Annotated in this window: 14 protein-coding genes; 7 read left to right on the top strand and 7 right to left on the bottom strand. The window is 61.3% G+C overall.

Annotated elements, in window-relative coordinates:
* Positions 1-6 precede the first annotated feature (6 nt).
* Together AB4O09_RS20330 and AB4O09_RS20325 are read right to left on the bottom strand one after the other, a co-directional pair.
* Entirely contained in the window at positions 7-672 is a 666-nt protein-coding gene (locus AB4O09_RS20330) for a CoA transferase subunit B (RefSeq protein WP_003180355.1), read from the bottom strand.
* A gap of 34 nt (positions 673-706) precedes the next feature.
* A complete protein-coding gene (locus tag AB4O09_RS20325) occupies positions 707-1,405 on the bottom strand; it encodes a CoA transferase subunit A (protein ID WP_003200117.1) in 699 nt (232 codons plus the stop codon).
* A gap of 130 nt (positions 1,406-1,535) precedes the next feature.
* Here AB4O09_RS20325 and AB4O09_RS20320 point away from each other — a divergent pair, with 130 nt between their 5' ends.
* Complete coding sequence (locus AB4O09_RS20320; RefSeq protein ID WP_003200120.1) at positions 1,536-2,441, top strand: LysR family transcriptional regulator; 906 nt, start codon at positions 1,536-1,538, stop codon at positions 2,439-2,441.
* Positions 2,442-2,488: 47 nt separating this feature from the next.
* On the opposite strand, the gene AB4O09_RS20315 is transcribed toward AB4O09_RS20320, so the two are convergent.
* Entirely contained in the window at positions 2,489-3,316 is an 828-nt protein-coding gene (locus AB4O09_RS20315) for an NAD-dependent protein deacetylase (RefSeq protein ID WP_003200121.1), read from the bottom strand.
* Between the two features lie 185 nt (positions 3,317-3,501).
* On the opposite strand from AB4O09_RS20315, the gene AB4O09_RS20310 reads away from it, so the two are divergent.
* The 4 genes from AB4O09_RS20310 to AB4O09_RS20295 all read left to right on the top strand — a co-directional run bounded on the left by AB4O09_RS20310 (position 3,502) and on the right by AB4O09_RS20295 (position 6,154).
* The gene (locus AB4O09_RS20310; protein WP_003200123.1) at positions 3,502-3,774 is read left to right on the top strand and encodes a hypothetical protein; all 273 of its coding nucleotides are present in this window, start codon (positions 3,502-3,504) and stop codon (positions 3,772-3,774) included.
* A 35-nt stretch (positions 3,775-3,809) separates the two neighbouring features.
* The gene (locus tag AB4O09_RS20305) at positions 3,810-4,058 is read left to right on the top strand and encodes a metallothionein (RefSeq protein ID WP_013692693.1); all 249 of its coding nucleotides are present in this window, start codon (positions 3,810-3,812) and stop codon (positions 4,056-4,058) included.
* A 477-nt stretch (positions 4,059-4,535) separates the two neighbouring features.
* A complete protein-coding gene (locus AB4O09_RS20300; RefSeq protein WP_032833229.1) occupies positions 4,536-4,913 on the top strand; it encodes a con-10 family general stress protein in 378 nt (125 codons plus the stop codon).
* A gap of 311 nt (positions 4,914-5,224) precedes the next feature.
* Positions 5,225-6,154: a ZIP family metal transporter gene (locus AB4O09_RS20295; RefSeq protein WP_013692696.1), complete on the top strand. Its 930-nt coding sequence runs from the start codon at positions 5,225-5,227 to the stop codon at positions 6,152-6,154.
* A gap of 24 nt (positions 6,155-6,178) precedes the next feature.
* On the opposite strand, the gene AB4O09_RS20290 is transcribed toward AB4O09_RS20295, so the two are convergent.
* On the bottom strand, positions 6,179-6,586 hold the full coding sequence (locus AB4O09_RS20290; RefSeq protein ID WP_003200130.1) for a YkvA family protein: 408 nt from the start codon (positions 6,584-6,586) through the stop codon (positions 6,179-6,181).
* 243 nt (positions 6,587-6,829) lie between these two features.
* Between AB4O09_RS20290 and AB4O09_RS20285 the strand changes: the two genes are divergently transcribed.
* Entirely contained in the window at positions 6,830-7,849 is a 1,020-nt protein-coding gene (locus AB4O09_RS20285; protein ID WP_003200131.1) for a hypothetical protein, read from the top strand.
* A 9-nt stretch (positions 7,850-7,858) separates the two neighbouring features.
* On the opposite strand, the gene AB4O09_RS20280 is transcribed toward AB4O09_RS20285, so the two are convergent.
* The gene (locus AB4O09_RS20280) at positions 7,859-8,053 is read right to left on the bottom strand and encodes a hypothetical protein (RefSeq protein ID WP_003200134.1); all 195 of its coding nucleotides are present in this window, start codon (positions 8,051-8,053) and stop codon (positions 7,859-7,861) included.
* A gap of 218 nt (positions 8,054-8,271) precedes the next feature.
* Here AB4O09_RS20280 and glsB point away from each other — a divergent pair, with 218 nt between their 5' ends.
* Entirely contained in the window at positions 8,272-9,180 is a 909-nt protein-coding gene (glsB, locus tag AB4O09_RS20275; protein ID WP_003200136.1) for a glutaminase B, read from the top strand.
* A gap of 63 nt (positions 9,181-9,243) precedes the next feature.
* Here the strand turns inward: glsB and AB4O09_RS20270 are convergent, their stop codons facing one another.
* Positions 9,244-9,573 (bottom strand): hypothetical protein, encoded by a 330-nt coding sequence (locus AB4O09_RS20270; protein ID WP_003200138.1) that lies wholly within the window; start codon positions 9,571-9,573, stop codon positions 9,244-9,246.
* A 648-nt stretch (positions 9,574-10,221) separates the two neighbouring features.
* A complete protein-coding gene (locus AB4O09_RS20265) occupies positions 10,222-12,168 on the bottom strand; it encodes a DNA topoisomerase III (protein ID WP_027912566.1) in 1,947 nt (648 codons plus the stop codon).
* Positions 12,169-12,401 lie beyond the last annotated feature (233 nt).

The following is a 12,401-nucleotide window of genomic DNA, read 5'->3' as shown; positions in this document are numbered from 1 at the left end:
CTCTCCTCACTGGGCAGCGAACTGCATTTCAGGCACGTGGTCCGGCACGATCAATTTGCCGGCGGTCTTGGCGACGATTTCCTCGACGCTGACGCCCGGGGCACGTTCTTTCAAGATGAAGGCGCCGTCCTGGATTTCCAGGTAGGCCAGGTCGGTCAGCACCCGCTTGATGCAACCGGCGCCGGTCAGCGGCAGGCTGCAACGCGGCAGCAGTTTCGACTCGCCGTCCTTGGACGCATGGGTCATGGTGACGATGATGTTCTCGGCACCGGCCACCAGGTCCATCGCGCCGCCCATGCCCTTGACCAGCTTGCCGGGGATCATCCACGAGGCAATATTGCCTTCCACGTCCACCTCGAACGCGCCGAGCACGGTCAGGTCGATATGCCCGCCACGGATCATGGCAAACGATTCGGCCGAAGAGAAGATCGACGCGCCAATGCGCGCGGTGACGGTCTGCTTGCCGGCGTTGATCATGTCGGCATCGACTTCGGCTTCGGTGGGAAACGCACCCATGCCGAGCAGGCCGTTTTCCGATTGCAGCATGACTTCCATGCCTTCGGGAATGTAGTTGGCAACCAGGGTCGGAATGCCGATGCCCAGGTTCACGTAGTAGCCGTCCTGCATTTCGCGGGCGACGCGTTGAGCCATTTGTTCGCGGGAAAGTGCCATGTTGTTATTCCTTCATTCGGGCCGGGGCAGGGGATCACTTACGCACGGTGCGCTGTTCGATGCGTTTTTCGAACGTGCCGCAAATGACCCGGTCGACGTAGATGCCAGGGGTGTGGATCTGCGTCGGGTCCAGCTCGCCGGGTTCGACGATTTCTTCGACTTCCACCACCGTGATCTTGCCCGCCGTGGCGGCCAGTGGATTGAAGTTCTGGGCGGTGTGGCGATAGATCACGTTGCCGAAATGATCGGCCTTCCAGCCTTTGACGATGGCGAAGTCGCCGGTGATGGATTCTTCCATCAGGTACTGGCGACCATGGAATTCACGCACTTCCTTGCCTTCGGCCACCGGGGTGCCGACGCCGGTGGCGGTGAAGAACGCCGGGATGCCTGCGCCGCCGGCGCGCATTTTTTCCGCGAGGGTGCCTTGGGGGGTAAGTACGACTTCGATTTCACCGCTGAGCAGTTGCTTCTCGAACAGGGCGTTTTCGCCCACGTAGGAGGCGACCACCTTGCGGATCTGCCGGTCTTCCAGCAGCACGCCGAGGCCGAAGCCGTCGACGCCGCAGTTATTGGACACTACGGTGAGGTCGCGGATGCCCTTGCGCTTGATCTCGGCGATCAGGTTTTCCGGGATACCGCACAGGCCGAAGCCGCCGGCGATGACGGTCATGCCGTCCTTCAAGCCTTCCAGCGCTTCCTCATAAGAGCTCACGCGTTTGTCGAAACCTGCCATAGACACCTCTTTTATTCTTGATGGGGTCGCAATGGGATGCAGTGTTGCGCCAAGTCATATATTTGTTAAGTTGATTTTTAGGTTGGATTGATTGATAAAACTCAACAATAGACCTTGGAGCGTAGCGAGCATGACCCTCAAGCAAATCCGCGCCTTCCTCGCCGTGGCCCAGAGCCTGAGCTTTGCCGTGGCCTGCGAGCGGTTGCACCTGTCCCAGTCGGCCCTGAGCCTGACCATCAAGGCCCTGGAAGAAGGCCTCGGCGGTCGCTTGTTCAGCCGTAATACCCGTAACGTGGCGCTGACGCCCGAAGGCGAATCCTTGCTGCCACTGGCCCGACGGCTGATTGCCGACTGGGACAACGCCGAGGACGAAATGCGCCAGCGCTTCACCTTGCAGCGTGGCCGCGTGACGTTGGCGGCGATGCCGTCGTTTGCCGGCAACCTGCTGCCGCCGATCCTCAAGACCTTCCGCGCCCGCTATCCGAATGTCAACGTCACGGTCAACGACGTGATCAACGAGCAAGTACTGGAAATGGTCCGCGATCGTCATGTCGAATTGGGTGTGGCGTTCGAGCCGATGCAGGGTTCGTCATTGGCGTTCACGCCCTTGTATCTGGATCGCTTCGTCGCGGTAGTGCCGTTGGACTCACCGTTTGCCCTGCGCGACGAAATCCACTGGGAAACCCTGCTGGAACAGCCCTTCATCACGCTGCAACGGCCCTCCACCGTACGGGTGATGCTGGAGGAGCATCTGCGGGCCCGGGGCATGAAACTGCCTGTGGAGTTCGAGAGCCACCAATTGGCGACCGTCGGGCGGATGGTCGCCAGCGGGCTGGGGGTGAGTGCCGTGCCGGCGCTGTGCGTCGGGCAGATGCATGAGCTGGGCGCCCGCTGCATCACCTTGAGCGATCCGGTGATCGAACGGGCCATCGGGGTGCTGACCAAGCCGGGGCATGAACTGTCTGCGGCGGCGCAGGCGTTGTTCGATACGCTCAGGGATCAGGATTTGGGCACATTGACCGCAGGCTACCACTGATCCTGTGGGAGCGAGCAAGCTCGCTCCCACAGGGGTATGGCGTGGTGTCAGATCAACAGTGGCAACAGTTGCTCACACGGCTCTTCAAGCTTGAGGTCCAGCAGCTCATCGGCCCGGGTCTTGCCTCGGTTGATCGCCAGCAGCGGCTTGCCCTGGTCCTTGATGGCCCGGCACAGGCGAAACGCCGAATACGCCATCAGCGACGAGCCCACCACGAGCAGGCCGTCCGCTTGCTCGACGGCTTGCACGGCGCGGGTCGCGGTGAGGGGGGCGACGTTCTCGCCGAAAAACACTACGTCGGGTTTCAATCGCTCGCCGCCGCAATGAGGGCAGCGAGGCACTTGGAAGCGCGCCTCGAAGGCCGGGTCGAGCAGGGTGTCGCCATCGGGTGCCTGCACCGCATCGACACCGGCCAGGTAAGGGTTTTCGGTTTCCATCAACTGTTGAATCTGCTGTCGTTCGCTGCGCTGGCCGCAATCCAGGCACAGCACGCGATGCAGGCTGCCGTGCAGTTCGATGACGTCCTGGCTGCCGGCCTGGTCATGCAGGGTGTCGACATTCTGGGTAATCAGGCCGGTGATGCGCTGCCGTGCCTGCAATTGGGCCAAGGCCTCGTGAGCTGCGTTCGGCCTGGCCTGCCGCACCCGTGGCCAGCCCAGCATCGCCCGCGCCCAGTAGCGCCGTCTTGCCTCGGCCTGGGCGAGGAACTCCTGATACATCATCGGCTGTCGACCCCGGCGTACACCGTCGCTGTCGCGGTAGTCGGGGATGCCCGAAGGGGTGCTGATGCCAGCACCGGTGAGCACCAGGAAGCGGCGTCCGGCCAGGTACGCCTGCAACTGATCGAGCGGTTCGCGATGGAAATCGTCCGGCATGGGTGTTTCTCCGTGGGCCTGGATTCGTTGAGGGTAGCACTGTCGAGCACGGGGCCTGCGTCACGCCTTTCGTCGCTCAGCGGCGCTGTTCTGCAAACTTTCCTTGCAGGAGGGGCCTCCACACTTATGTGCGAAAGAGCAATCGGGTTGTTTCGGTCGCTCTGAACCTGTCGCAGGGGAGGCTTATGAAGCAGACCATCGGTGAAGTACGGGCCATCAATCGACCGCGCGCAATGGTGGGTGTGTACGTGGGGCAGGAGCACGGCCATACCGTGCTAGCGCTGCGTTCGGCCAATGACATCGATATTGGCGACATCCTGGAGTGGGACAGCGGCACGGCCTTGGGCACTCAGTCCTATCACAACCAGACCAAGGGCTGGACCGCCGATGTGTATGTGGCAAACCACGGTGTGGCGACGGCCAACCTTGAGGTCCAGTTGATGGTGGGCTCTTCCTGACGGCGCCTTCGACTTATTACTTCGGGAGAAAGAGCATGAGCAAACTAAAGTGCGGTTGCCCCGATTGCCAATGCGAGGTGGATCCGCAACGGATGTTCAACCACGACGGCGAGGCTTATTGCAGCCAGGCGTGTGCCGAACAACATCCCAACGGTGAGCCGTGTCCGGCCCCCGACTGCCATTGCGAACGCAGTGGCAAGGTGGGTGAGCGGAATGTCACCGATAACCAACTGGACGACGCGCTGGAGGAAACGTTTCCGGCGAGCGATCCGATTTCACCCTGAGCATTCTTGAATCCGGGTATCGGCGACAGGGTATCCGGACGCCGCAAGCCGGTCAGTGCGGTGGTGCAGGACAACACCGGCAGCCCGCGAGTTTTGGCTTCCTGGAACGGCGCGAGGCCAGGGTGACGAGACCGGTGCAATGGGGTGCCGGCGCCACTTGGCCTTTGGCGGACAGCGTGGAAAGACACGCACTGTTTTCCCCATGTGGGAGCGAGCTTGCTCGCGATAGCGTTGGATCAGCCTTATTGATATCGACTGACACACCGCCATCGCGAGCAAGCTCGCTCCCACAGGAAGTTTCAGTCTCGACCTGTTTAATAGCCTGATGCAATAAAGATCATGGCGGCGGCAATATAAATCGAGCATTGACCATTCGTCGCCGTTTACAACGTTTTCTTAAAACCTTGGCGGCGTCATGTTTTCCGAATAAGACGAGTCAGCAAGGCTCGTTGACATCAACTAAACGAGGTGAATGAAATGGCTAACACAGGAAGTAACAATCCTGGCAATTTCGCTAACGATCGTGAAAAGGCATCGGCAGCCGGGAAAAAGGGCGGCCATGCATCAGGGGGTAACTTCGCCAATAATCCTGAGCGTGCATCCGAGGCAGGGCGCAAGGGAGGGCAGGCATCGGGTGGTAATTTTGCCAACGACCCTGGGCGTGCCGCAGAAGCCGGCCGCAAAGGCGGGCAGGCCTCTGGCGGTAATTTTGCCAACGACCCTGAGCGGGCTTCGGAAGCCGGCCGCAAAGGTGGCCAGGCCTCGGGCGGCAACTTTGCCAACGACCGGGAGAAAGCCTCCGAAGCGGGTAGAAAAGGCGGTGAGAACAGCCGCGGCGGCGGCCGTGATTCATAATGCCCGCTGACATGGCAAGCCCCGTGCCCATGGCATGGGGCCCCATTGGTTTATATAGCCGAGTTTGCCGGGTTTAAACTACTGCCGGGCTTTACAGTCTTTTCGCTTTGTTCGTTAAAAATATGGGTTAATTGGTGAGTTAATCACCGTTCGTCTCGTTTATTGAATAAAAGATAAATCATCCTGTTACTTCCTCCGACTATAAAAAACGGCGAGGGCGGCGCTTCCTTGCCTGGATATTATGTTTGATCGTTGCCACCGTTTAGGAGCACGATCAGCCATGTTTTGGTCAACACCCGTAAGGACCTTCGATGGACCAACCCACCTCCCGGAGTCGATCTCCCTGGCGCACCTGGCTCAACCCCGTGCAAGACAACCTGTTGCTGGGGGTAACGTTCTGGCTCGGGCTGGCGTTGGTGGCCGCGTTGTTGCTCTACAGTGGCTACAACGCCCTGGTTGGCGCCAATCGTCAAAACCTGGGCTACGCAGTGCTGGGCGGTACCTCGGGCTTTGCCGCCACCGCCCTGGGTGCGTTGATGGCAGTGGTGCTGCGCGATATCGCCTCGCGTACCCAGGACATCATGCTGGGTTTTGCCGCCGGCATGATGCTCGCCGCCAGTTCGTTCTCATTGATCCTGCCGGGCATCGAAGCGGCACAGGTCATCTGCGGCAATCAGTTGCTTGCCGCGTTTGTCGTCGTGGTCGGCCTGGGCCTGGGCGTCGCCCTGATGATCGGCCTGGACCGTTTCGTGCCGCACGAGCACGAACTCAGTGGCCGGCGTGGGCCCCAGGCCGAACGTATCAATCGCGTCTGGCTGTTCGTGCTTGCCATCACCTTGCACAACTTGCCGGAGGGCATGGCCATCGGCGTCAGTTTTGCCGACGGCGACTTCAAGGTCGGCCTGCCCCTGACCACCGCCATCGCTATCCAGGACATCCCCGAAGGCCTGGCCATTGCCATGGCGCTGCGGGTTACCGGTATCAGCACCTTGCGTGCGGCGCTCATCGCGGTCGGCTCGGGGTTGATGGAGCCACTGGGCGCGGTGATTGGCCTGGGCATGTCATCGGGTGTCGCCGTCGCGTACCCCATCAGCCTGGGGTTGGCGGCGGGGGCGATGATTTTCGTGGTATCCCACGAAGTGATTCCCGAAACCCACCGCAACGGCCATGAAACACCGGCCACTCTGGGGCTGATGATGGGGTTTGCGGTAATGATGTTTCTCGACACGGCGCTGGGCTGAGCCCCCTGAACCGAATGCATGGTTTCAGCCGGTATTGACGGGACCGCCGTAGAACATGAACCAGGTACCTGCCAGTGTCGCTATCCAGGCCAGCACAATCAACGCCGCCGCTAGCTTGTTCACCGGGCGCTGGCCATCGTTTTCCTGCCATTGTCGGGCCTTGGCTGCACATTCTGCCAGCACTGCGAGCGGCGTCAGGCGAAGCGCCAACCAAATCCCCAGGGGCAGCAAGATCACATCATCCAGATAACCCAATACCGGGATGAAATCCGGGATCAGGTCAATGGGGCTCAGGGCATACGCCACCACGATAACGGCGATCCATTTGGGCAGCCAGGGCGTCTGCGGATGGCGATAGCAGAACCACAGCGTCATGGTCTGGCGTTTCAGGGTCCTGGCCCATTGGCGAAGACGTTCGAGGAGCTTGGTCATCAAAGCCCTGCAAGGTCTAGGGATCGACAAAGGATACTCGCAAACTGCGAGATGAAACCTGTGGGAGCAAAGCTTGCTCGCGATAGGTGTATCAGCAGTATTGATGTCGGCTGATACACCGCTATCGCGAGCAAGCTTTGCCCCCACAGGTTTGCTCCCATAGGTTTTTGCCTCCACAGGTTTTACTGTTCTCGCGACCTATACTCAACCCCATGGGTGACCTGAATCCGGGGTGGCGCGATCGTGCTGCGTTCGCTGGTGCTGGCCGTTTTGCTCGTTCTGGCGGGGTGCGCCACGCCGCAGCGCGGTCAACAGGCTGCCACGGTGACGATTGACCAGGCCACTTGGCGACAGGTGGACCAGCAGATCATCGCAGCATCGAAAAGCGCTATCGAAAAGGCGGGGCTCTACGCCCGCGGGTCGATGGAGCATTGGCGTTTGTTGGTCTATGAGCGCACCGAGGCTGAGTTCATCCCCTGGTTCAGCAGCTATTGGACCCAGGAATGGCTGGCGGTGAAGGTCAGCTGGTATGCCGCCAGTGCCAAGGCTGAGGAGGATTCCTCGGCCAGGCGCCTGGCGGTTTACCTGCAAGAACAATATCGCGAGCAGGTACTGGAACCGGTGGCGGTGGAAATTGATCCCGAGGCGATCAGGGCTGCCGCGACGGACTACTACATACGCCAGCTCAATCAGCAGGTCCAGGTCATCGCCCTGCGGCATCGAATCCCGAACGAACTGATGAACCGGCGCCTGCACGGTATTCCTGCCATCAACCTGGGGCCGCCGGCGGCGCGTAACGCGTCGTTGTACGAGGTGGTGCATACCGAACCGCTAAACACGCTGCCGGCTTATGCGGCCCTGATCGACCACGTCAACAAGGCCGCTACCACAGGTGCCGGGCCCTCAGAGGCGGTGATCGCAACGGTGGCGCAACGCACCAGCGAAAAAATCGAGGCGCAATTTGCCACCCGAGGGGCGACCGGCGCGGCGGCGGCGGTGGCCGGGAAGGCGGCCGGGGCGTTGATCTCGGTGGGCGTGGCGGGTATTCGCGCGATCATCCACGAGGGCGAGCGGCCGGAAATGGAGGCAGAAATCCGCAAAAGCCTGAGCGCTGCGTTCGATGAGGCGTGGTTCAGGTCGCTCAAGCATCCCCTCAGCGGGGTGATGGCGCCGGTGTACTACCTGGACGAGGAAATAGAAGGCAACCTGGTGGAGGCGGAGCTGGCCAATCGCGCGGTGGCATTGCCGGACATCAAGCCGTGACGGGCTGGCTCATTCTGACCCGAGGGTGACGCGGCAACCCTTGCGCTGGCGGATCTGCTCGTCCGATGGGCGTTCCTTGATGAACTCGAAGCGCGGCTCGCCTTCGCTGTAGATCACCAGCCAGCCCCATTCCAGCTCGCTTTCATCCTGCCCGGGCTTGGGCGGCGAGGCCCACCAGGGTTCTTTTTGCATGATCTGGCGCATCGTCTGCTCCTGTCGATTGATCCTTTGAACTATAGACCGCTCGATTTTGTGACAAGCGCCTGTGAAAGCGCTTGCTCCCACAAAGTCTGCTTCCACAGATCCCCTTGCCGGAGGGTTGTGTGCCTGAAGCTTGATAATCAGTGTGCTCTGACCTCGCCCACCAGCGTCTAGCGTCTGTATCCCCGCACTCGAACGGGGAATGACTGGACCCCGCGCATATGCAAGCACTGTTGAACGAGATCCTCGATGCGGTTCGCCCCCTGATTGGTCAGGGCAAGGTGGCCGACTACATTCCGGCCCTGGGCACTGTGGCGCCCAACCAGTTGGGCATTGCCGTGTATGGCAACGACGGCGAGTTGTATTGCGCCGGCGACGCCGAAACAGCGTTTTCGGTGCAGAGTATTTCCAAGGTGTTCAGCCTGGTGCAGGCCATCGGGCATTCCGGCGAAGCGATCTGGGAGCGCCTGGGCCATGAGCCGTCCGGCCAACCGTTCAATTCCCTGGTGCAACTGGAATTCGAACGCGGTCGACCACGCAACCCGTTCATCAATGCCGGCGCGTTGGTGATCTGCGATATAAACCAGTCGCGTTTCGCCGCCCCGGCGCTGTCGATGCGCGATTTCGTACGCCGTCTGTCGGGTAACCCACAGGTGATGGTGGACGGCAAGGTCGCCGAATCGGAATACCAGCACCGCGCCCGCAACGCGGCGATGGCGTACCTGATGCAATCGTTCGGCAATTTCCATAACGATGTGGAAGCGGTACTGCGCAGTTACTTCAGCCACTGCGCCCTGCGGATGAGCTGTGTCGACCTGGCACGGGCATTCTGCTTCCTGGCCAACGACGGGTTCTGCAAGCACAGCGGCGAACAGATCCTCAGCGCCCGGCAAACCCAGCAGGTCAATTCCATCATGGCCACCAGCGGCTTGTACGATGAGGCCGGCAATTTCGCTTATCGCGTCGGCCTGCCGGGCAAGAGCGGGGTCGGTGGCGGGATTGTCGCCGTAGTGCCGGGGCGGTTCACGGTGTGCGTCTGGTCGCCTGAGCTCAACGTCGCCGGCAACTCCCTGGCCGGCATGGCGGCGCTGGAGTTGATGAGCCAGCGGATCGGCTGGTCGGTGTTCTAGAACCTGCCTCACAAAAAAAGGCCCGCTCCTGGATCAGGAGCGGGCCTTTTTGTGGAGTGGTTATCAGCAGAGGCGGTCGATGACCCGGACCTCAGAAGTGTTCTGCATCGACTGCCAGGCCTGGGTCAGCGTTTGCAACACGCGACCGATGAAGTCTTTGTCGGCCGCGGCCTTCTTGCCAACGTAGCCCTGGCCACGACGGTACATCTTCAGCCGGGCACCCAGCTCTTGCGTGTTCTTTTCGAACTCGTCTTCGCGGGTGTAGGGCGACAGGCAGTCCATATGCACCTGGCCAGTCTTGCTGATCCACAGGATATGGCTGTCGAGAGTGTCCTTGTGTGCTGCGAATATGCGAGCCAGTTCATCAATAGATGGTTGATTATTCAGATTCATGTGTAAGCCCCTTGACCATTTGGTTGATCTGTCTGGTGGTTCGCAAAAACTTCGCTACTCGGTAAGTACCTGCCTGCTACCGAAACCAGGCCGTCAGCATTCTTCCGTCGAACTTCGACAGGGTCGTGCATCGGTTGTGTAGTGTTATCGAAGGGCTGCTACGCAAATGCGCTACAACGAAGAGAAACAGCGAAGAATCTTCAGGCAGTGTCAACTTTCGAGGGTCGAACCACGCGCGTCATGAGGATTGATCGCCGGCGTTTCTCGTCCTTGTTACCGGACGGTCAGGCCAGGTCAGCACCTTCAATCTGCCTTGTGGGCAGTCCCTTATCCAAAAAACAGCTCGGCGGTCAGACGAGCTTGCTCAAACAGTTGCCTGTACTCCCGATCGGGGAGACGTCTGCATCATGCAAGGGCAAATCGGAGGCGTCAACGGTTTTGTAGTGATTATTTTTGGTCACTACATATTGTCGGACAAAACGGTTTGGGTATGAAAAATTGGCGAAGGCGCGGACTTATCTGTGGGAGCAAGGCTTGCCCGCGATGAAGATCACACGGTCGATCTGGAACCGAGTCGCCTGCTTCGCGGGCAAGCCTTGCTCCCACAGATCTTCTGCCACAGGTTCCATGTCTTCGGTGAGCCGCTGCTCAGGTCGCCTTGGCCTTGCTCGCCTTGCGCGGTGCGCCGCCAGCCTTGCGCTTGGCCGGCTTGCGTTTGTTTTTCCACGGCGTTGCGCCGCGCCCGGCGGGGCTGGCCGGGCCGCTGATGGTCAGGCTCATGCCCTGGCAGCGGGCGACGTGCTTGCTCATCCAGGCGGCTTGTCGGGTCACGAATTCCTCCAGGCTCATTTCGCCGCTTTGCACCATGTCCAGCGCCTGCTCCCAGATGGCCGTGGTGCCCGGGTCGGCGATGGCCCGGGGCACGGCGTCGATCAGGCTGAAGGCCGCCGGGGTGGCGGACAGCGCCTTGCCGTTTTTCACCAGGTAACCGCGGTCGAGCAGCCCCTGGATGATCGAGGCCCGGGTCGCTTCGGTGCCAATGCCGGTGGTGTCCTTGAGCTTTTGCTTGAGCAGCGGATCTTCTACCAGTTTGGCGACGTTCTTCATCGCCTTGATCAGGTCGCCTTCGGTGAACGGCTTGGGCGGTTGGGTCCACAGGTCCTTGGGTTTCACCTCGTCCACGGCGCAGTCGCGGCCTTCGGCCAGCGCCGGCAAGGTCTGCGGCGCCGGTGCTTCACGGCCCCTGGCCGGGGCCAGCGCTTCGGGCAGGGCGCGTTTCCAGCCGGGTTCGACGATCTGCTTGCCTACGGCCCGCAGCGCCTGGCCGGCACAGTCGAAGTCGGCCTGGGTCCGGTCGTATTCGTGGTTGGGCAGGAACTGCGCCAGGTAGCGCGCGCGAATCAGCGTATAGACCGCGCGCTGCTTGCCGGCGAGTTTGTCGAGGTTCTTGGCGGCGGCGGTGGGAATGATGCCGTGGTGGGCGCTGACCTTGGCGTCGTTCCAGGCCCGGGACTTGCGTTGCGGCTGCAGGTGCTCGCGCAGCGGTGCAAGGCTTGGGTCGGCCTGGGCGAGGGCGGCCAGGATGGCTGGTGCTTCACTGTGCTGGCTCAAGGGCAGGAAACCGCAATCGCTGCGAGGGTAGGTGATGAGCTTGTAGGTCTCGTAGAGCGACTGGGCGATGTCCAGGGTTTCCTGGGCGCCGAGGCCGAGTTTCTTCGAGCAGACTTCCTGCAGCGTGCCCAGGTCGAAGGGCAAGGGTGCCGCTTCGCGCAGACGCTCGGTGCGCACTTTCAGCGTCCGGGCGCTGGCGGCGTTGCTCATGGCCATGGCCGCGTCTCGGGCCAGGGCCTGGTTCAGGCAGCGCTCCTGGTCGTCGCAGGCGTCCGGGTCGGCGCGCCACTGGGCGGTGAACGCCGTGCCTTCGTGGCTGAGCTGCACGTCGATGGCCCAATAGGCGATCGGTACGAAGTCGGCGATGCTGCGGTCGCGGTCCACCACCAGGCGCAGCGTGGGTGTCTGTACGCGGCCCACCGGCAACACGCCCTGGTAGCCGGACTGGCGCCCCAGCAGGGTGAACAGGCGACTCATGTTCATGCCGATCAGCCAGTCGGCCCGGGAACGGCCCAGCGCCGAGTGATACAGGTTGAAGGTTTCGGCCCCCGGCTTGAGGGCGGCCAGGGCCTTGCGGATCGATGCTTCGTCCAGGGCCGACAGCCATAGCCGCCGGATCGGCCCGCGATAACGGCAATGTTCCACCAGCTCCCGGGCGATCATTTCGCCTTCGCGGTCGGCGTCGGTGGCGATCACCAATTCCTTCGCTTCCCCCAGCAGGCGCTTGACCGCCTTGTACTGGCTGGCGGTTTTCGGCTTGACGGTCATTTTCCATTGCGCCGGCACGATGGGCAGGTCGGCCAGTACCCAGCGCTTGTAGCGCGCGTCGTAGGCGTCGGGTGGGGCGGTTTCCAGCAGATGGCCGATGCACCAGGTGACCGTGATGCCAGGGCCCAGCCAGCAACCGTCGCCACGGCGCGTGGCACCGAGCACGGCGGCGATGTCCTTGGCCTGGGACGGTTTTTCACACAGGTACAGCTGCATAGCGCCCTTTTCCCGAGCAGATTTTCATGGGGCTGTAGCATGGTCATGGATGCGCGCCAGGGCAAGTTTTATCTGTATGGATATACAGATAAAAAGCGTTGCGCTGCGTTGCCAGGACGGCTCTGGCATGACATTCGGCGGCCTGTTGGCACACAGAATGAATTTCTCGCAGGGGGATTGCTCATAACTTCAAGGCGGTTGCTGCCGCAAAGAAGGTTTTATGAGGTCAAGGA

The sequence above is a fragment of the Pseudomonas sp. H1_F01 genome (assembly GCF_054681425.1).
Note: the sequence above shows the minus strand (reverse complement) of the source record. Positions and strands in the feature narration are given on the sequence as shown.

Bases quoted from the DNA above. Each gene is read 5' to 3' on its own strand.
- AB4O09_RS20265 (WP_027912566.1), bottom strand. From the start codon at position 12,168: ATGCAGCTGTACCTGTGTGAAAAACCGTCCCAGGCCAAGGACATCGCC.
- AB4O09_RS20280 (WP_003200134.1), bottom strand. From the start codon at position 8,053: ATGCGCCAGATCATGCAAAAAGAACCCTGGTGGGCCTCGCCGCCCAAG.
- AB4O09_RS20325 (WP_003200117.1), bottom strand. From the start codon at position 1,405: ATGGCAGGTTTCGACAAACGCGTGAGCTCTTATGAGGAAGCGCTGGAA.
- AB4O09_RS20290 (WP_003200130.1), bottom strand. From the start codon at position 6,586: ATGACCAAGCTCCTCGAACGTCTTCGCCAATGGGCCAGGACCCTGAAA.
- AB4O09_RS20330 (WP_003180355.1), bottom strand. From the start codon at position 672: ATGGCACTTTCCCGCGAACAAATGGCTCAACGCGTCGCCCGCGAAATG.
- AB4O09_RS20270 (WP_003200138.1), bottom strand. From the start codon at position 9,573: ATGAATCTGAATAATCAACCATCTATTGATGAACTGGCTCGCATATTC.
- AB4O09_RS20320 (WP_003200120.1), top strand. From the start codon at position 1,536: ATGACCCTCAAGCAAATCCGCGCCTTCCTCGCCGTGGCCCAGAGCCTG.
- AB4O09_RS20300 (WP_032833229.1), top strand. From the start codon at position 4,536: ATGGCTAACACAGGAAGTAACAATCCTGGCAATTTCGCTAACGATCGT.
- AB4O09_RS20295 (WP_013692696.1), top strand. From the start codon at position 5,225: ATGGACCAACCCACCTCCCGGAGTCGATCTCCCTGGCGCACCTGGCTC.
- AB4O09_RS20310 (WP_003200123.1), top strand. From the start codon at position 3,502: ATGAAGCAGACCATCGGTGAAGTACGGGCCATCAATCGACCGCGCGCA.
- AB4O09_RS20305 (WP_013692693.1), top strand. From the start codon at position 3,810: ATGAGCAAACTAAAGTGCGGTTGCCCCGATTGCCAATGCGAGGTGGAT.
- AB4O09_RS20315 (WP_003200121.1), bottom strand. From the start codon at position 3,316: ATGCCGGACGATTTCCATCGCGAACCGCTCGATCAGTTGCAGGCGTAC.
- glsB (WP_003200136.1), top strand. From the start codon at position 8,272: ATGCAAGCACTGTTGAACGAGATCCTCGATGCGGTTCGCCCCCTGATT.